Source organism: Pseudomonas parafulva NBRC 16636 = DSM 17004 (assembly GCF_000730645.1).
In the GTDB taxonomy this organism is placed as follows: Bacteria; Pseudomonadota; Gammaproteobacteria; order Pseudomonadales; family Pseudomonadaceae; genus Aquipseudomonas; species Aquipseudomonas parafulva.
In genome coordinates this window covers 27,763-45,964 of sequence record NZ_BBIU01000005.1, presented here as the reverse complement: position 1 = coordinate 45,964, position 18,202 = coordinate 27,763, and the positions used below count along the sequence as shown (strand labels likewise).

13 protein-coding genes and 1 other RNA gene are annotated in these 18,202 nt (G+C 63.4%); 6 read left to right on the top strand and 8 right to left on the bottom strand.

What is annotated here, in order from left to right:
* Nucleotides 1-7 precede the first annotated feature (7 nt).
* Entirely contained in the window at nt 8-484 is a 477-nt protein-coding gene (locus PPA02S_RS03290; protein WP_028632156.1) for a DUF2938 domain-containing protein, read from the bottom strand.
* Between the two features lie 80 nt (nt 485-564).
* On the opposite strand from PPA02S_RS03290, the gene PPA02S_RS03285 reads away from it, so the two are divergent.
* On the top strand, nt 565-984 hold the full coding sequence (locus PPA02S_RS03285; RefSeq protein WP_028632155.1) for a helix-turn-helix domain-containing protein: 420 nt from the start codon (nt 565-567) through the stop codon (nt 982-984).
* A gap of 28 nt (nt 985-1,012) precedes the next feature.
* Here PPA02S_RS03285 and ffs read toward each other — a convergent pair.
* The 5 genes from ffs to PPA02S_RS03265 all read right to left on the bottom strand — a co-directional run bounded on the left by ffs (nt 1,013) and on the right by PPA02S_RS03265 (nt 8,980).
* Nucleotides 1,013-1,109: signal recognition particle sRNA small type (gene ffs, locus PPA02S_RS22470), an RNA gene on the bottom strand.
* Between the two features lie 190 nt (nt 1,110-1,299).
* The gene (gene ligA, locus PPA02S_RS03280; protein ID WP_028632154.1) at nt 1,300-3,630 is read right to left on the bottom strand and encodes an NAD-dependent DNA ligase LigA; all 2,331 of its coding nucleotides are present in this window, start codon (nt 3,628-3,630) and stop codon (nt 1,300-1,302) included.
* Between the two features lie 98 nt (nt 3,631-3,728).
* A complete protein-coding gene (zipA, locus tag PPA02S_RS03275; RefSeq protein ID WP_028632153.1) occupies nt 3,729-4,622 on the bottom strand; it encodes a cell division protein ZipA in 894 nt (297 codons plus the stop codon).
* 206 nt (nt 4,623-4,828) lie between these two features.
* On the bottom strand, nt 4,829-8,317 hold the full coding sequence (gene smc, locus PPA02S_RS03270; RefSeq protein ID WP_028632152.1) for a chromosome segregation protein SMC: 3,489 nt from the start codon (nt 8,315-8,317) through the stop codon (nt 4,829-4,831).
* Between the two features lie 3 nt (nt 8,318-8,320).
* Nucleotides 8,321-8,980, bottom strand: coding sequence for a GntR family transcriptional regulator (locus tag PPA02S_RS03265; RefSeq protein WP_028632151.1), 660 nt, complete (start codon nt 8,978-8,980; stop codon nt 8,321-8,323).
* A 268-nt stretch (nt 8,981-9,248) separates the two neighbouring features.
* Between PPA02S_RS03265 and xdhA the strand changes: the two genes are divergently transcribed.
* From xdhA to guaD, 4 genes are read left to right on the top strand one after another with little or no spacing between them, the layout of a single operon-like run.
* Nucleotides 9,249-10,703: a xanthine dehydrogenase small subunit gene (xdhA, locus tag PPA02S_RS03260; RefSeq protein WP_028632150.1), complete on the top strand. Its 1,455-nt coding sequence runs from the start codon at nt 9,249-9,251 to the stop codon at nt 10,701-10,703.
* Nucleotides 10,696-13,095 (top strand): xanthine dehydrogenase molybdopterin binding subunit, encoded by a 2,400-nt coding sequence (gene xdhB, locus PPA02S_RS03255; protein ID WP_028632149.1) that lies wholly within the window; start codon nt 10,696-10,698, stop codon nt 13,093-13,095. Before xdhA ends, xdhB begins: the two co-directional genes overlap by 8 nt.
* 10 nt (nt 13,096-13,105) lie before the next feature.
* Entirely contained in the window at nt 13,106-13,951 is an 846-nt protein-coding gene (xdhC, locus tag PPA02S_RS03250) for a xanthine dehydrogenase accessory protein XdhC (protein ID WP_028632148.1), read from the top strand.
* A 10-nt stretch (nt 13,952-13,961) separates the two neighbouring features.
* A complete protein-coding gene (gene guaD / locus PPA02S_RS03245; protein ID WP_028632147.1) occupies nt 13,962-15,272 on the top strand; it encodes a guanine deaminase in 1,311 nt (436 codons plus the stop codon).
* Nucleotides 15,273-15,287: 15 nt separating this feature from the next.
* Here the strand turns inward: guaD and PPA02S_RS03240 are convergent, their stop codons facing one another.
* Nucleotides 15,288-16,043 carry a GntR family transcriptional regulator gene (locus PPA02S_RS03240; RefSeq protein ID WP_028632146.1) on the bottom strand — a complete coding sequence of 252 codons (756 nt, stop codon included), beginning with the start codon at nt 16,041-16,043 and terminating at the stop codon, nt 15,288-15,290.
* A 280-nt stretch (nt 16,044-16,323) separates the two neighbouring features.
* Here PPA02S_RS03240 and PPA02S_RS03235 point away from each other — a divergent pair, with 280 nt between their 5' ends.
* Nucleotides 16,324-17,673 (top strand): NCS2 family permease, encoded by a 1,350-nt coding sequence (locus PPA02S_RS03235; RefSeq protein ID WP_028632145.1) that lies wholly within the window; start codon nt 16,324-16,326, stop codon nt 17,671-17,673.
* 150 nt (nt 17,674-17,823) lie between these two features.
* Here PPA02S_RS03235 and uraH read toward each other — a convergent pair whose 3' ends face one another.
* A complete protein-coding gene (gene uraH, locus PPA02S_RS03230; RefSeq protein WP_028632144.1) occupies nt 17,824-18,177 on the bottom strand; it encodes a hydroxyisourate hydrolase in 354 nt (117 codons plus the stop codon).
* Nucleotides 18,178-18,202 lie beyond the last annotated feature (25 nt).

The window sequence follows — 18,202 nt, the reverse complement described above, 5'->3', positions numbered from 1 at the left end:
CCTCCTTTCAAACCAACGCCACCAGAAACAACCCTACCCCAAACACCCCATGCGTCAGCACACTCTTCACGCAACCAAGCACCGGCGCCTCCGTCCTGGACGCAAAAAAACCGGCCCCCATTGCCGGCTGCATCACACACAACGGTGCCACGGCCGTACCGATACCAAATGCCAGCGCCGGCCACAGCGTAGGCGCCCGCAACCAGCCCTCGCCCGCCATCAAAACGAACGCCATCGCAAAGCAAACGCCGATCACATAATGAATCACCCACCCCCAGGCCCGCTCATGCCGCACCGGCCGCGCTTTGGCAATTGCCTCATGCCATACCCGCCCGCGTAGCAGATGCCCAGCCCAGCGCCCGACCATGGCGAAATTCAACGTGGTAACCCCAAGCCGCCTTAGCAGCAACGCCCACAAATCCATCACGACAGTTGCGCCTATACCTATGGGCAACGCCGCTGAAAGCAGTGCAGTTATCGTCATTTGAAAGTCTCCGGCATTGACGGTTATTACCCTGGCGAGCAGCATAGAAGTTGAAGTCAACTTCAAGTCAAGGGCCGAACATGGACATTGCCGACGTTGCCAAGCGCACAGGCGTACCCGCCTCGACACTGCGCTACTACGAGAAAAAAGGGTTGATCACCGCCTTGAGCGGCCCTGGCCAGCGACGCCAGTTCGGTGCAGAGGTAACAGACCGGCTAGCACTGATCGCACTGGGCCAGGCCGCAGGGTTTTCACTGGATGAGGTGGGTGCGATGCTGGTGGACCTGCAGGTTGATCGGCAGCTGCTCACCGCCAAGGCGGATGAACTGGACAGGCGCATCAAGCGCTTGCAGGCAATGAGCCGCGGTTTGCGGCATGCGGCGCAGTGCCCCGAGCAGGATCACCTGGCATGCCCGACCTTTCAGCGGCTGATGAAGCTGTCGGCGGCGGGTGGGCTGGGGGGTAGGCAGGGCAAGGCGAAAGCGTTTGCCGGGGACTGAAATTTATCAGGGGCAAAAATGGAGGCGGCCCCGTCAGCCACACCCCGGCACTCGATGTTCCCGCTATGGCTGCTCCCTTCCGGGCCTGACCAGGTTAACGGGTAATCAATGCGGGGGGACCGACAGGGCCACCACTACAAGTCTCGCTGAGCAGCGAGTGGCGCCATTGTACCGGGACTGGGCGCAGATACAACCTCTGAGGCAGAAAAAGTCATCGTTTCTCAATGACTTGTCTGGGGTGGCGGGAGTTTGGGGTGGTGCTGATCGCGAGCTGCGCTCGCTCCTACGGGAGCGGAGTGAGGCAGCTTGGGATTATCAGGCCGTTATACCGTGCCCGGCCAAAAACGCCACGAACGCCTCTTCATCCAGCACTTTGAGCCCCAACTCGCTGGCCTTGGCCAGTTTGGAGCCTGCGCCGGGCCCTGCGACCACGCAGTGGGTCTTGCCAGAGACGGAGCCTGCCACCTTCGCCCCCAGGCTCTCCAGCTTGTCCTTGGCAATGTCGCGGCTCATGCGCTCGAGGGAACCGGTGAGCACCCAGGTTTGACCGGCCAGCGGCAAGCCCTCTGCCACTTTCTTCTCGCTGTGCCAATGCATGCCGAAGGCCAGCAACTGGGCCTCGATATCGCGGGCCAATTGCTGATTGGCAGCATCACGGAAAAACTCACGTACAGCGTCAGCCTGTTTGGTATTGAGCGCCTGGCGCAGGTCGATACCGTCGGCGGCGATGATCTTGTCCAGGCTATCGAGCTTGGCCACCAGCTTTTCAGCCCCGGTTGGGCCGACGGAGGCGATGTCCAGTTTGGCGATCAGGCCGGCAAGTGTGGTGCTGGCGGCAAACTCGGCAGCCAACTCACCTTCATCCTGCAATTGCATGCCACTGTCCAGAAGTTGCTGAATAACCTTCTGGTTGTGCTCGTCTTCAAAGAAGTTGTGAATTTCATACGCCACCTCCAGGCCGATATCAGGCAGGTAGGTAAGCACCTGCGGCAAGGCCTGCTGCACACGCGCCAGGCTGCCCAGCGAACGGGCCAGCACCTTGGCGGTTTCCTCGCCCACATCCGGAATGCCCAGGGCGTAGATGAAGCGTGCCAGGGTGGGCTGCTTGCTGGCTGCAATGGCCTCCAGCAGCTTTTTGCTGGACACTTCGGCAAAGCCTTCCAGGCCCACCACTTGGTCGAACTCGAGCTTGTACAGGTCTGCAGGCGAGGCGATCAGGCCTTCGTCCACCAGTTGCTCGACGCTCTTCTCGCCCAGGCCGTCGATGTCCATGGCACGGCGCGACACGTAATGGATAATCGCCTGCTTGAGCTGGGCACCGCAGGCCAGGCGGCCGACACAGCGGTACACCGCACCTTCGCTGGTGGTTTCCTTGCCCTTGCTGCGCTTGACCAACTGGGTGCGCTCCACCTGCGACCCACACACCGGGCACTGGCTGGGCACCTGCACCGGGCGGGCGTGCTCGGGGCGGCGCTCCAGCACCACCTGCATCACCTGAGGGATCACGTCCCCGGCACGCCGGATGATGACGGTATCGCCGATGCGCAAGCCCAGGCGGGCGATCTCGTCCATGTTATGCAGGGTGGCGTTGGACACCGTCACGCCGGCCACCTTCACCGGTTTCAGGCGCGCTACCGGCGTCACCGCCCCCGTACGCCCCACCTGGAACTCGACGTCCAGCACCTCGGTGAGCTCCTCCATGGCCGGAAACTTGTGGGCGATGGCCCAGCGCGGCTCACGCGCGCGGAACCCCAGCTCGCGCTGGCTGGCCAGGCTGTTGACCTTGAACACCACGCCGTCGATTTCATAGGGCAGGCTGTTGCGCCGCTCACCGATGTCGCGGTAGTACTCAAGGCACTGCTCGATGCCTGCTGCATGGCGCAACTCGCGGCTGATGGGCAGGCCCCAGGCCTTGAGCTGCTGAAGCGTGCCGATATGGCTGTCGGCGATGGGCGCAGCCACCTGGCCAACGCCATAGCAGCAGAACTCCAGGGGCCGGCTGGCAGTGATTTTCGAATCCAGTTGGCGCAGGCTGCCGGCAGCGGCGTTGCGCGGGTTGGCGAAGGTCTTGCCCCCGGCCTCGGCCTGGGTCGCGTTCAGCCGGTCGAAACCGGCCTTGCTCATGAAGACCTCGCCACGCACCTCAAGCACGGCTGGCCAGCCTTGGCCCTGCAGCTTGAGGGGAATGTTGCGCACGGTGCGCACGTTGGCGCTGATATCCTCGCCGGTAGTGCCATCGCCCCGGGTTGCGCCCTGCACCAGGTGCCCATCCCGGTAAAGCAGGCTGACTGCCAGGCCGTCCAGCTTCGGTTCGCAGCTGTAATCCACCGCACCGGGCAGGTCGAGGCCCTCCACCACGCGGCGCCCGAATTCACGCAGGTCAGCCTCTTCGAAAGCGTTGCCCAGGCTGAGCATGGGCACTTCGTGACGCACCTGGCTGAATGCAGCCAGTGCCGCCCCACCGACGCGCTGGGTAGGCGAGTCGGGGGTAACCAGGTGCGGGTTATCGGCCTCAAGCGCCTTGAGCTCGTTGAACAGGCGGTCGTATTCGGCATCGGGAACGCTGGGCTCGTCGAGCACGTAATAGCGGTAGTTGTGCTGGTCGAGCTCGGCACGCAGTTCGTGGATACGGGTTTCGGCGGTCATTTTCAGGATCTCTTGCAAAGCAAAAGAGCAGCACTGGGCTGCTCTTGCACTTGAAACAGGGTGGACAGGGCTTGGCCAGACCTATCCACTTGGGCACATCAACGCTTCTGGGTCAGCGCCCGGCGCTCGAACTCGACAATGCGCTGGCGGTAGTGCTCGATGGTCTGGGCGGTCAGCACACTGCGCTGGTCGTCCTTGAGCTCGCCGTTGAGTTCGTGGGCCAGCTTGCGTGCTGCGGCCACCATCACGTCGAAGGCCTGCTTCGGGTGACGGGGGCCTGGCAGCCCCAGGAAGAAGCTGACGGCACGGGTGCTGAAGTGGTCGATGTCGTCCAGGTCGAACACGCCGGGCTTCACAGCGTTGGCCATGGAGAACAGCACTTCACCGTGACCGGCCATGCTTTCGTGGCGGTGGAAGATGTCCATTTCGCCGAAGCGCAGGCCGCTTTCCAGAATGTTCTGTAGCAATGCCGGGCCTTTGAAACCGCCGTCGTCGCGGGAGATAACGCTGATCACCAGCACTTCTTCGGCAGGCGGCAGCTCCTTCACGCTGCTGTTGGCAGGCGCGGTGGAGGTGTTGCGGGTATTGTCCGCGGCGAAGTCGTCATCGCTGTCGGCAAACAGGTCCGCTTCGCGGGGTTCGGCGGCAAGGCCCAGGTCGCCACGCGGGGCATCTGCCGCCGCAGCGGCACGCTTGGGACGTTTGCTGGCTTTGACCGGCTTCACTTCGCGTTCGCGGTCGCGGCCCGAAGCGCTGAGCGACGGCAGGTAGCTTTCGTCCAGCTCAGGCTCCTTGTGGTTATCCAGCACGCGGGAAGGGCCGAGCACCTCGGCGCTGCCACCCTCATCGTCCGCCACATTGGAGTAACTGCGGTCCAGACGGAATTTCAACTTGCCCTTGCCGCCGCGCATGCGGCGCCAGCCGTCGAAAAGAATACCGGCAATGACAATGATGCCGATGACGATCAGCCACTCGCGCAGACCGATTTCCATGTAATCCCGTGCCTCTAATAAAAATATGCTTGAAAACAAAGGCTTCAAAGGCCTTTAACACGTGGCGCCAACTCTATGTTCTGACAGGCGTTTTACCCACGCAAAAAACGAGTGACATTAAGCTAGCACGACCAAAGACAACTTTACACCGTCTGTCACACATGACAGGGGTATTTCACCGCACAATTCGCCCTCAGGGCTGCGTATCACCCGTCGACCATGGCCATGGCCGCCTCCACATCAACTGCAACAAGACGTGAACAACCCGGTTCATGCATGGTCACCCCCATCAGCTGATCGGCCATTTCCATGGCGATCTTGTTGTGGGTGATGTAGATGAACTGCACGCTCTCACTCATCTCCTTCACCAGCCGGGCATACCGCCCGACGTTGGCATCGTCCAGCGGTGCGTCGACTTCGTCGAGCATGCAGAACGGTGCCGGGTTCAACTTGAAAATGGCGAAAACCAGCGCCAGTGCGGTCAGTGCCTTCTCGCCGCCGGACAGCAAATGGATGGTGCTGTTCTTCTTGCCCGGGGGGCGCGCCATGATCGTCACCCCTGTATCGAGTAAATCTTCGCCCGTCAGTTCCAGATAAGCGCTGCCACCACCGAAAACTTTTGGGAAAAGTGCCTGTAATCCGGCATTTATCTGATCGAAGGTATCCTTGAAGCGGTTGCGGGTTTCCTTGTCGATCTTGCGGATGACGTTTTCCAGGGTTTCCAGCGCTTCGACCAGGTCGGCATCCTGGGCGTCGAGGTAGCGCTTGCGCTCAGACTGCTGTTCGTATTCTTCGATGGCCGCCAGGTTGATGGCGCCCAGGCGCTGGATGCGCGCGTCCAGTTGCTCCAATGCCTGCTCGGTGCCCGGCTCGGTGGCTTCTGGCTCAAGCGTAGCCAGCACGCCTTGCAGGTCATAACCGTCGGCGAGCAGTTGCTCCTGCAACGTGTTGCGGCGTACATCCAGGCCCTGGCACTCCAGGCGCAGCTGTTCAAGCTGGCCGCGCAGCAACTGGGCCTGTTGCTCGGCCTGGGTGCGGCGTTTTTCGGCATCGCGCAGTTCGCGGTCGGCCTCGTCCATGTGCAGGCGGGCCAGGCGCATTTCCTCGTCGACCCCCATGCGCCGTTCCAGCAGCCCTTCAAGTTTGAGGCGCAGCTCTTCGAGGGGTGCTTCACCCTCCTCCAGGTTCAGGCTCAATTGCTCCTGCCGCTCGCTCAGGCGTGCCGCCTGCAGCTCCAGGCGCTCCAGGGCCTGACGGGTGGAGTCATGCTGGGCCCGCAGCGAGCCCAGGCGCACGGCCAGCTGGTGAGCATGGTCCTTGTGCTGGCGCGCGTCCTGGCGCAGCCGGTCCAGGCCCTCACGCAGCCGGTCACGCGACGCCATCAACTGCTCGCGCTGCTCGGTGTCCTGTGCCATCAGCTCCAGGGCCTCCTCCAGCAGCAGCCGGGATTCGCCTAACTGCTCGTGCTCGAGGGCGCGCTGCTCTTCCAGCTCGGCCAGCTCTTCCTGCAACCGGCGACGCCGCAGTTCTACCTGTTCGGCGCGGGCGCGCCCCGCCGACAGGCTGGCCTTGAGCTCACCGAGCAAGCGGTTCTCTTCCTGGGCACGGCGGCGCAACTGCTCGCGCTGCGCCTCCAGCGCCTGCTGCTGTTCGCGCAGGGCCTGGGCCTGCTGCTCAAGCTGCTGCAAGGCGTCCGCCTGCTGCAGTTGCTGTTGTTGCAGTTGCTCGATTTCTTGCCCGCGGGCCAGCACCCCGCCTTCGCCGCTGCCACCGCGCCGTACCCGCAAGAAGCGCCGCCCTACCCAATAGCCGTCACGGCTCACCAGGCTCTGGCCCGGCGCCAGCGTGGCCCGCCGCCGCAGCGCCTCGGCCAGGTCCTCCACCGGTTGCACCTGCGCAAGCCAGGGGGACAGGTCGGCGTGCCCCTGTACTTTGGCCAGTAAACTCCCAGGTATGGGCGCCGCCTCACCTCCTGCCTCCAGCAGGCACAGTTCGCCTTGCTCGAGGCCGGCCAGGTCCAACTGGTCGAAATCCTCCACCAGCACAGCCTGCAAGTCGGCGCCCAGCACCGTTTCCACAGCCAGCTCCCAGCCCGGCTCTACCCGCACGCTTTCGGCCAGGCGCGGGAGGTTGGCCAGACCGCGCGCCTGCAGCCACTCGGTAGCCCCAGTGCCCGGTTCAAGGGCGGCCTGCTGCAACGCCTCCAGCGACGCCAGGCGGCCGCCCAGGCGCTGCTGGTCACCCTGGGCCTGCTGCTGGGCCTGGCCCGCTTGCTGCAATTGCTCGCGCACACGTTCCAGGTGTTCTACCAGCTGTTGTTCGTCGAGCTGCAGTTCGTCCAGCAGCAATTCACTGCTGGCCACTTGTTCGGCCCATTCGAGCATGGCCGCGCCCTGTGGGTCTTCACCCAACTGCGCACGTTCCTCGCCCAGCTTGCGCTGACGGTCTGCCAGGCGCTCCAGGCTGGTTTCAAGTTGCTGCAAGCGCGCCTGCTGCACTTCGGCCTGGCGCCGCGGCTCAGCAGAACGGCTGTTGAAGCTGTCCCATTGCTCCTGCCAACCCTGCATGCCGGCCTCGGCTTCTTCCAGGGCTGCGGCCGACAGTTCGGCGGCGGCAACCGTCATGTCCTGCTCAGGCTCGAGCATGGCCAGCTCTTCACCCAGGGTTGCGAGCAGCGTGCGGTCGTGGCCCAGGTGCGATTCGGTTTCCAGGCGCGTACGCTCGGCTTCCTTGAAGTCGTCCTGCAACTGGCGCAGGCGCTGCTGGCCATGCTGAATGCTCTGCTCCACTCGGGCAATGTCACCGGCCACCGAATAGAACCGCCCCTGCACCTGGTTGAAGCGCTCGGACAATTCATGATGGCCATCGCGCAGCCGCTCGATGCTGGCGTCAGCATTGCGTTGCTCGGCCACCAACGCCTCGTGGGACACGTCCTGGTCGCCGATCACCGCCTGTCGCTGGCGCACCCGCTCGTCCAGGTCGCGCCAGCGCAACGCCGACAACCGCGCCTTCAACTGCCGCTCCTGGGCCTTGAACTCACGGTACTTCTCTGCTGCCTGGGCTTGGCGCTGCAGGCGCTCCAGCTGGCGCTCCAGCTCTTCGCGCAGGTCGGTCAGGCGGGCGAGGTTTTCCTGGGTGCGGCGGATGCGGTTCTCGGTTTCGCGGCGGCGCTCCTTGTACTTGGAAATACCGGCAGCTTCTTCGATGAAGTTGCGCAGTTCCTCGGGCTTGGCCTCGATCAGCTTGGAGATCATGCCCTGCTCGATGATCGAGTAGCTGCGTGGGCCCAGGCCTGTGCCCAGGAAGATATCGGTGATATCCCGGCGCCTGCACTTGGTGCCGTTCAGGTAATAGCTGTTCTGCCCGTCGCGGGTGACCTTGCGGCGGATCGAGATTTCCGCATAGGCGGCGTATTCGCCCACCAGGGTGGTTTCGCTGTTGTCGAACACCAGTTCGATGCTGGCCTGGCTGACCGGCTTGCGGCCGCTGGAGCCGTTGAAGATGACATCGGTCATCGACTCGCCGCGCAAGTTCTTGGCCGAGCTCTCGCCCATCACCCAGCGCACCGCGTCAATGATGTTGGACTTGCCACAGCCATTGGGGCCCACCACTGCGGCCATGTTGCTGGGGAAATTCACCGTGGTCGGGTCGACGAACGACTTGAACCCCGCCAGCCGAATGCACTTCAGGCGCATCGGTCAGCCTCGGCCCAGCGCCGCCAGCACCAGCTCGCAACTGCGCTGGCCGTAGGCGGTTAGCACCTCGCGAATGCGCGGCAGGTCACGCACGACCACGGCGTCGAGTAGGCGGGCGAACAGGTCCAGGTAATCGTTCATGCTGGCCTGGCGCTGGTCCAACGACAGGTAGTAGGCGCGGCTCATGGCAGGCTGCAGGTTTTCGACCGTTTCCTGCAGGAAGGGGTTGTCGGCGAAGGGGTAAGCGGCGCGCATCACCGCAAAACTCTCGGCCACGAACGCTTCGATGTCCCGCTGCTCATGGGCCAGCTGCAAGCGCTGCTGGATGGCCAGAAAGGGGCGCAAGTCGGCCTCCAGGCGCCATTTTTGTGCAACGGCATTGCCCAGCAGAATATAGAACTCGCTCATCAGCGCACACAGGCTGCGCACGCTGCGCTCGTCCAGCTCGGTCACGTGGGCCCCGCGGCGCGGCAGAATGGCGATCAGATGGCGGCGTTCGAGGATTAGCAGCGCCTCGCGCACCGAGCCACGGCTGACGTTGAGGGCCTGGGTAACCTTCAGCTCCTGAATGCGCTCGCCCGGCGCCAGCTCGCCGCGAATGATGCGCTCGGCCAGGTAGTCGGCAATCTGCTCGGAGAGGCTGTCCGGGGCCTTGAACGTCATGGTTTTCCTTCAAAATCATTGAACTGGGCACAAGGGGCGAAGTGTAGCGTAATTGCATACGCGTAGCGCAGAGGGGGCGCCGGGTTTATTTGACCGATGGGACAGCTGCCAGGTCGGCGCGATCTATGCTTGTAACAAGCATGAAGCACCCGCTTGGGCTTGACCGCGCATCATTTCCTGACCTTTGAGTCAGAAAATTATTGACCCGAAACACGGGTGTTGCTTAGAGTCGGCCCAACAACAATAAAATCCTCTGCGAGGTCACCCCGTGATCCAGTTTCTCGTCAACCAGGTGCTGCGCAGCGAGCACGCCCTGGACCCGAACATGACCGTGCTTGAATACCTGCGCGGCCCGCTGGGCAAGACCGGTACCAAGGAAGGCTGCGCCAGTGGCGACTGCGGCGCCTGCACCGTGGTCGTCGGCGAACTCATCACCGGCCCCGATGGCACCGACAGCTTGCGCTACCGCAGCCTCAACGCCTGCCTTACGTTCGTTTCCAGCCTGCATGGCAAGCAACTGATCAGCGTCGAAGACCTCAAGCACCAGGGCCAGTTGCACAGCGTGCAGCAGGCCATGGCCGACTGCCACGGCTCGCAATGCGGCTTCTGCACCCCAGGCTTTGTGATGTCGCTGTTCGCGCTGCAAAAAAACAGCGACGGCCCCGACCTGCAGCGTGCCCAGGAAGCCCTGGCCGGTAACCTGTGCCGCTGCACCGGCTATCGGCCCATCCTCGATGCCGCCCAGGCGAGCTGCAGCCAACCGTGCCGCGATCAGTTCGATGAGCAGCAGGCCCACACCATCGCCCGCCTCAAGGCCATTGCCCCCACCCAGACCGGGGAGTTGAACAGCGGCGACAAGCGCTGCCTGGTGCCACTCACCGTGGCCGACCTGGCCGACCTGTACAGCTCGCACCCGGAGGCACGCCTGCTGGCTGGCGGCACCGACCTGGCGCTGGAAGTCACGCAGTTCCACAAGACGCTGCCGGTGATGATCTACGTGGGCCACGTGGCCGAACTCAAGCGCATCGAGAAAACCGCCACCCACCTGGAGATCGGCGCAGCCGCGAGCCTGACCGACTGCTATGGCGCCCTGCATGATGATTACCCGGACTTCGGTGCCCTGCTGCATCGGTTCGCCTCGCTGCAGATCCGCAACCAGGGCACGCTGGGCGGCAACATCGGCAATGCCTCGCCCATCGGTGACTCCCCACCCTTGCTGATCGCCCTGGATGCGCAGGTTGTGCTGCGCCAGGGCGAACGCCAGCGGACCTTGCCACTGGAGCAGTACTTCATCGACTACCGCGTCACCGCACGGCAGGAAAGCGAGTTCATCGAGAAGATCCTGGTGCCGCGGGCCAACCGTGAATGGGCATTCCGCGCCTACAAGGTTTCCAAGCGCCTGGACGACGATATCTCTGCGGTGTGCGCGGCCTTCAACCTGCGTATCGAAAACGGCGTGGTGCGTGAAGCCCGGGCTGCGTTCGGCGGCATGGCGGCCATCCCCAAGCGCGCCCATGCCTGCGAAGCCGCCCTATGCGGCGCTGCCTGGAACCAGGCCACTGTGGAGCGCGCCTGCCAGGCCCTGGCCGAGGACTTCACGCCACTCAGCGACTTCCGCGCCAGCCAGCAATACCGCTTGCTCGCCGCTCAAAACCTGTTGCGCAAATACTTCATCGAACAGCAATCGCCGCACATCGAAACCCGGGTGACCGCTTATGTCTAACCATCAGATCGCCAAGAGCCAGGCCGAGATGGCCGAGCTGTTCAGCCAGGACCTCACCACTGGTGTGGGGCGTAGCGTCAAGCACGACAGCGCCGACAAGCATGTGGCCGGCGAGGCGGTGTACATCGACGACCGCCTTGAGTTTCCCAACCAGTTGCATGTCTACGCCCGTACCGCCGACCGGGCCCACGCCCGCATCGTGCGAATAGACACCACGCCGTGCTACGCCTTCGAAGGGGTACGCATCGCCATCACCCACGAAGACATCCCAGGCCTCAAGGACATCGGCCCGGTGGTGGCAGGTGACCCGCTGCTGGCCATCGACAAGGTCGAGTTCTTCGGCCAGCCAGTATTGGCGGTGGCCGCGCGCGATCTGGACACTGCGCGCCGTGCGGCCCTGGCCGCCATCGTCGAGTACGAAGACCTGGAGCCGGTGCTGGACGTGGTGCAGGCACTGCGCAACAAGCATTTTGTGCTCGACAGCCACACCCACCAGCGCGGCGACAGCGCAGCGGCACTGGCCAGTGCCCCGCACCGGCTGCAAGGCACCCTGCACATCGGCGGCCAGGAGCACTTCTACCTCGAAACGCAGATCTCATCGGTAATGCCCAGCGAAGACGGCGGCATGATCGTCTACTGCTCCACCCAGAACCCTACCGAAGTGCAGAAGCTGGTGGCCGAAGTGCTGGACGTGCCCATGCACAAGGTGGTGCTGGACATGCGCCGCATGGGCGGCGGCTTCGGCGGCAAGGAAACCCAGGCCGCCAGCCCCGCCTGCCTGTGCGCCGTCATCGCCCGCCTGACCGGCCAGCCTACCAAAATGCGCCTGCCACGGGTCGAAGACATGACCATGACCGGCAAGCGCCACCCGTTCTACGTGGAATACGACGTGGGCTTCGACGCCAACGGCCGGCTGCACGGCATCAACCTCGACCTGGCCGGCAACTGCGGCTACTCGCCCGACCTGTCCGGCTCGATCGTGGACCGCGCCATGTTCCACTCCGACAACGCCTACTACCTGGGCGATGCCACCGTGCACGGGCACCGCTGCAAGACCAACACCGCCTCCAACACGGCCTACCGTGGTTTCGGCGGGCCGCAGGGGATGGTGGCCATCGAGCAGGTGATGGACCACATCGCCCGGTACCTGGGGCTGGACCCGCTGAGCGTGCGCAAGGCCAACTACTACGGCAAGACCGAGCGCAACGTCACCCATTACTACCAGACCGTCGAGCACAACATGCTCGAGGAGATGACGGCCGAGCTGGAAGCCAGCTGTGATTACGCCGAGCGGCGCGAGGCTATCCGCCGCTTCAACGCTGCCAGCCCGGTACTGAAAAAGGGCCTGGCGCTGACCCCGGTCAAATTCGGTATCTCGTTCACCGCCACGTTCCTCAACCAGGCCGGGGCGCTGATCCACATCTACACCGACGGCAGCATCCACCTGAACCACGGCGGCACCGAAATGGGCCAGGGGCTGAACACCAAGGTGGCGCAAGTGGTCGCGCAGGTGTTCCAGGTGGATATCAGCCGCATACAGATCACCGCCACCAACACGGACAAGGTGCCCAACACCTCGCCAACGGCCGCCTCCAGTGGGGCCGACCTGAACGGCAAGGCGGCGCAGAACGCAGCAGAAATTCTGAAAAAACGGCTGACCGAATTCGCCGCCCGCCATTACCAGGTCACCGAGGAAGACGTGGAATTTCGCAATGGCCACGTACGCGTGCGCGAACAGCTCGTGAGCTTCGAACAGCTGGTGCAACAGGCGTATTTCGGCCAGGTGTCGCTGTCCACCACGGGCTTTTATCGCACGCCGAAGATCTTCTACGACCGCAGCCAGGCACGTGGCCGGCCCTTCTATTACTACGCATTTGGTGCCGCCTGCGTGGAAGTGGTGATCGACACCCTGACCGGCGAGTACCGCATGTTGCGCGCCGACATTCTCCACGACGTAGGTGACTCGCTGAACCCAGCCATCGACATCGGCCAGGTGGAGGGCGGCTTCATCCAGGGCATGGGCTGGCTGACCACCGAGGAACTGGTGTGGAACAGCAAAGGCAAGCTGATGACCAATGGCCCGGCCAGCTACAAGATCCCGGCCGTGGCCGACATGCCGCTGGACCTGCGGGTGAAGCTGGTGGAAAACCGCAAGAACCCGGAGGACACGGTGTTCCATTCCAAGGCCGTGGGTGAGCCCCCCTTCATGCTCGGCATCGCTGCCTGGTGTGCGATCAAGGATGCCGTGGCCAGCATTGCCGATTACCGGGTACAGCCGCAGGTGGATGCACCGGCGACGCCGGAGCGGGTGTTGTGGGGCTGTGAACAGATGCGCAAGGCGGGGGCTGCCGTGCAACCGGCGGTGCTCGAACTGGACACTGTGAACCACTGAGGGCTGCATCATGCATCAATGGATCAATGCCCTCGCCGACCACCAGGCCCGTGGCGAGGCCTGCGTGCTGGTGACCATCATCGAGGAGCGCGGCTCCACCCCGCGCAATGCCGGCTCGAAGATGGTGGTCAGTGCCATCGGGCTGTTCGACACCATCGGTGGTGGCCACCTGGAATACAAGGCCCTGCACATCGCCCGGCAGATGCTCGACGAGCAGCGCACCTCGCCACACCTGGAGCGCTTCAGCCTGGGCGCCAGCCTGGGCCAGTGCTGCGGTGGCGTCACCGTGTTGCTGTTCGAGCCCATGGCCACGGTGCAGGCGCACATCGCCGTGTTCGGCGCGGGCCATGTGGGCCGCGCTCTGGTACCCTTGCTGGCTGCCCTGCCCTGCCGGGTGCGCTGGATCGATTCGCGTGCGCAGGAGTTTCCGGCTTTCATTCCTGACGGGGTTACCCAGGTTGTCAGTGAAGAGCCGGTAGACGAAGTGCAGCACCTGCCGCCGGGCAGCTACTGCATCGTGATGACCCACAACCACCCGCTTGACCTCGAACTGACCGCCGCCATCCTCAAGCGTAACGACTTCACCTGGTTCGGCCTGATTGGCTCGAAAACCAAGCGTGTGAAGTTCGAGCATCGCCTGCGCGAGCGCGGCCATGACCCTGCGGTGATCGCGCGCATGCGCTGCCCGATGGGCCTGGCCGAGGTCAAAGGCAAGCTGCCGATCGAGATTGCCGTGTCCATCGCCGGCGAAATCATCGCCACCTACAACGCCCGCTTCGGCCAGCACGACGCTGCCGCCAATGCCGGCCCCATTGCCCAGTTGCTGCCGCCCTCCCGGCGCAGCCAAGCTATTTGACGAGTGAGATATGACCGTTACCCGCAAAGCCTACCGTGCCGCCATCCTGCACAGCATCGCCGACCCCGCGGAGGTCGGCCTGGAGGCCTCCCACGCGTACTTCGAAGATGGCCTGCTGGTGGTCGACCAGGGGCGCATCAGCGCCGTGGGCCACGCTGCCGACCTGCTGCCGACCCTGCCGGCCGACATGCCGGTGGAGCACTACCCGGACGCGTTGATCACCCCGGGCTTCATCGATACCCATATCCACTTCCCGCAGACCGGCATGATCGGCTCCTACGGCGAGCAGCTGCTGGACTGGCTGAACACCTACACCTTCCCCTGTGAAAAGCAGTTCGCCGACAAGGGCCACGCCGATAACGTCGCGAAAATCTTCCTGAAGGAGCTGCTGCGTAATGGCACCACCACCGCGCTGGTGTTCGGCAGCGTGCACCCTGAATCGGTCAATGCCCTGTTCGAAGAAGCAGAACGCCTGGACCTGCGCCTGATTGCCGGCAAAGTGATGATGGACCGCAACGCACCGGACTACCTCACCGACACCGCCGAGTCGGGTTATGCCCAGAGCAAGGCACTGATCGAGCGCTGGCACGGCAAGGGCCGCCTGCACTACGCGGTTACCCCCCGCTTCGCGCCGACCAGCACGCCCGAGCAACTGGCCATGGCCGGGCGGCTGCTCAAGGAGCACCCTGGGGTGTACCTGCACACGCACCTGTCGGAAAACCTGAAGGAAATCGACTGGGTAAAATCGCTGTTCCCGGAACAGAAAGGCTACCTGGATGTGTACGACCACTTCGAGCTGCTGGGCGAGCGCTCGGTCTTTGCCCATGGCGTGCACCTGTGCGACGAAGAATGCCAGCGCCTGGCAGACACCGGCTCGGCATTGGCGTTCTGCCCAACCTCCAACCTGTTCCTGGGCAGCGGCCTGTTCAACCTGCCCCAGGCCGAGCGCTTCAAGGTCAACGTGGGGCTGGGTACCGACGTGGGTGCCGGCACCAGTTTCTCCCTGCTCAACACCCTGAATGAGGCCTACAAGGTGATGCAGCTGCAGGGCGCGCGCCTGCACCCGTACAAATCGCTGTACCTGGCCACCCTGGGCGGTGCCCGCGCGCTGCGCCTGGACGACCGGATCGGCAGCCTGCGCCCGGGTAACGACGCGGACTTCGTGGTGCTGGACTACAAGGCCACGCCACTGCTGGACTACCGGATCCAGCAGTCCAAGAGCATCGAGGAAACATTGTTCGTGCTCACCACCCTGGGCGATGACCGCACCATTCGCGAAACCTACGCAGCGGGGCGCTGCGTGCATCACCGCGATGCCTGATGCACCCGCAAGGTGTCAGCCTTTGGCTGCCACCTTGGGTTTCTTCAGCAAATGGGAGAACACCGCATGCAGGTCGTCCGAGGCGCTTTCTTCGTCCAGGTTCAGCTTGCTGTCGATGTGATCCATGTGGTGCATCATCAGGCTCACCACCTGGGCCGCATCGCGCGCCTCGATGGCATCGATCAGTTGCATGTGTTCGTCGTACGAACAATGCGAACGGTTGCCGCTTTCGTACTGGGCGATGATCAGCGAGGTTTGCGATACCAGGCTGCGCTGGAAGCTCACCAACGGCGCATTGCCTGCAGCTTCGGCCAGCTTGAGGTGGAATTCGCCGGACAGGCGAATACCTGCGCCGCGATCACCCCGGGAAAAGCTGTCGCGCTCTTCACGCACCATGTGGCGCAGCTCGGCCAGTTGTTCGGCGGTGGCGTGCTGTACCGCCAGTTCGGTGATGGCCCGTTCCACCATGCGCCGCGAGAAAAACACCTGGCGCGCCTCCTCCACCGTGGGGCTGGCCACCACTGCGCCGCGGTTGGGCCGTAGCAGCACCACGCTTTCGTGGGCCAGACGAGACAGGGCGCGGCGGATAATGGTGCGGCTGACGCCGAAGATTTCGCCCAGGGCTTCCTCGCTCAACTTGGTGCCCGGCGCCAGGCGCTGCTCCAGGATGGCCTCGAAAATGTGCGCGTAGACGATGTCGTCCTGGGTGCCACTGCGGCCGGCCTTGCCGGCACGCGCAGGTTTTTTCAGAGGTTGCAGCTGGTCGTTCATGGGCGCTCGAGCATGAAGGAAGGTATGGCGTCATTGTACACAGGCTGAGCCGTTTCTGCAGGTGGCCTTTTGCGCATATAGCGAATGTACGGCGCACTGCGCATACAAAATAAAAAACAGTATTTGCATTCTTTGTACACAAACGCATAATCGCCCTGTCAGTTTCCTGACCTATAGGTCAACAAAAAACCGGTGACTGCCACCCCTCTCGGAGCCGCCAAGTGCATTGCTCAGGACAACGGGCTCCATAACAACAAGAAAGACTTGAGGAGTACTCGCTGTGGAAAGCCGCAAATCCGAAGCCCCCCTGCTGGATGCTGCACCGCCCCGCGAAACGGGCTGGCTGGAGCGCATCTTCAAACTCAGGCAGCACGGCAGTACCGTCAGAACCGAGCTTATCGCCGGGGTGACCACGTTCATCACCATGGCCTACATCATCTTCGTCAACCCCAACATCATGGCCGACGCCGGCATCGACCACGGTGCGGCGTTTGTCGCCACCTGCATCGCCGCCGCATTGGGCTGCCTGCTGATGGGCCTGTACGCCAACTGGCCGGTTGGCCTGGCGCCTGGCATGGGCCTGAATGCCTTCTTCACCTACACCGTGGTCGGCACCATGGGCTACAACTGGGAAACGGCGCTGGGCGCGGTATTTGTGTCAGGCGTGCTGTTCATGTTCCTGACCCTGTCCAGGGTGCGCGAATGGCTGCTCAACAGCATTCCTGTGAGCCTGCGCCACGCCATGGGTGCGGGCGTGGGCCTGTTTCTCGGGCTGATCGGCCTGAAAACCGCCGGCATCATCGTTGCCAGCCCATCCACACTGATCAAGCTGGGCTCGTTGCACGAACCGGCGCCGCTGCTGGCGGCCGTGTGCTTCCTGCTGATCGCCATCCTCAGCTACAAGCGGGTGTTCGGCGCCATTCTGATCAGCATCATCGGCGTTACCTTGGCGGGCTGGGGCCTGGGCCTGGTGAAGTTTGGCGGCGTGGTCTCGATGCCGCCAAGCCTGGCCCCTACCTGGATGGCCATGGACGTGGCCGGTGTGTTCAACGTCAGCATGATCAGCGTAGTGCTGGCATTTCTGTTCGTGCACATGTTCGACACGGCGGGCACGCTGATGGGTGTGGCCCAGCGGGCCAACCTGGTGGCGCCGGACGGGCGTATCGAAAACCTGTCCAGAGCGCTGAAGGCGGACAGCGCCTCGAGCGTGTTCGGTGCCGTGGTCGGCGTACCGCCGGTGACCAGCTACGTTGAAAGCGCCGCCGGGGTAGCCGCCGGCGGCCGCACGGGCCTGACTGCCGTGGTGGTGGGCGTGCTGTTCATCGCCGCCATGTTCTTCGCCCCGCTGGCGGGCATGATCCCGGCCTACGCCACCGCCGGCGCCCTGATCTACGTGGCGATGCTGATGATGGGCAGCATGGCGCACATCAATTGGGACGAAGCCACCGACAGCATCCCGGCAATCGTCACGGTGATCATGATGCCGCTGACCTTCTCGGTGGCCGACGGCATTGCGCTGGGCTTTATCAGTTATGTGGCGTTGAAGGCCGGCACCGGCAAATACAAAGAGGTGTCCGCCAGCCTGTGGGTGCTGTGCGTGATCTTTATCGCCAAGTTCATATTCTTATAAAACTATTAGGTATAACCAAGGCGCCTGAGCGCCTTGGTTAACGCGTCAGCGCTACGCGACATTCGCAAAGGCAATCTTCAGGGCTAGACGAAAAAAAGCCCGCCAGTGTGAGGGCGGGCAAGGACCTACGAAGATGCGTCTAGCGACCTACTAGCTACCTCGATAAGTCGAATAACTGTACGGCGAAATCAGCAACGGCACATGGTAGTGCTCCTGCTGTTCATCAATGCCAAAACGCAGCACCACCACATCCAGAAACGCCTGGGCCGGCAATGGCGTGCCGCGGGCGCGGTAATAGTCACCGGCGCCGAACTGCAGCTGGTACACACCCGTGCGGTAGTTGTCGCCTTGCAGCAGCGGCGCATCGACGCGGCCATCACTGTTGGTCAGCGCTGTATTTACCAGCTCCAGCTCCTGGCCTTCAACGCGGTAGAGCTCCACCTTGATGGAGCTGCCCGGGCAGCCGTGGGCGGCATCGAGTACGTGCGTGGTCAAACGTCCCATCTGCTTGTGGCCTCTTGTTCATCAA

What these genes read in the sequence shown, in the direction of transcription:
- PPA02S_RS03290 (WP_028632156.1), bottom strand. Translation starts at nt 484, where the DNA reads ATGACGATAACTGCACTGCTTTCAGCGGCGTTGCCCATAGGTATAGGC.
- PPA02S_RS03285 (WP_028632155.1), top strand. Translation starts at nt 565, where the DNA reads ATGGACATTGCCGACGTTGCCAAGCGCACAGGCGTACCCGCCTCGACA.
- ligA (WP_028632154.1), bottom strand. Translation starts at nt 3,630, where the DNA reads ATGACCGCCGAAACCCGTATCCACGAACTGCGTGCCGAGCTCGACCAG.
- zipA (WP_028632153.1), bottom strand. Translation starts at nt 4,622, where the DNA reads ATGGAAATCGGTCTGCGCGAGTGGCTGATCGTCATCGGCATCATTGTC.
- smc (WP_028632152.1), bottom strand. Translation starts at nt 8,317, where the DNA reads ATGCGCCTGAAGTGCATTCGGCTGGCGGGGTTCAAGTCGTTCGTCGAC.
- PPA02S_RS03265 (WP_028632151.1), bottom strand. Translation starts at nt 8,980, where the DNA reads ATGACGTTCAAGGCCCCGGACAGCCTCTCCGAGCAGATTGCCGACTAC.
- xdhB (WP_028632149.1), top strand. Translation starts at nt 10,696, where the DNA reads ATGTCTAACCATCAGATCGCCAAGAGCCAGGCCGAGATGGCCGAGCTG.
- xdhC (WP_028632148.1), top strand. Translation starts at nt 13,106, where the DNA reads ATGCATCAATGGATCAATGCCCTCGCCGACCACCAGGCCCGTGGCGAG.
- guaD (WP_028632147.1), top strand. Translation starts at nt 13,962, where the DNA reads ATGACCGTTACCCGCAAAGCCTACCGTGCCGCCATCCTGCACAGCATC.
- PPA02S_RS03240 (WP_028632146.1), bottom strand. Translation starts at nt 16,043, where the DNA reads ATGAACGACCAGCTGCAACCTCTGAAAAAACCTGCGCGTGCCGGCAAG.
- uraH (WP_028632144.1), bottom strand. Translation starts at nt 18,177, where the DNA reads ATGGGACGTTTGACCACGCACGTACTCGATGCCGCCCACGGCTGCCCG.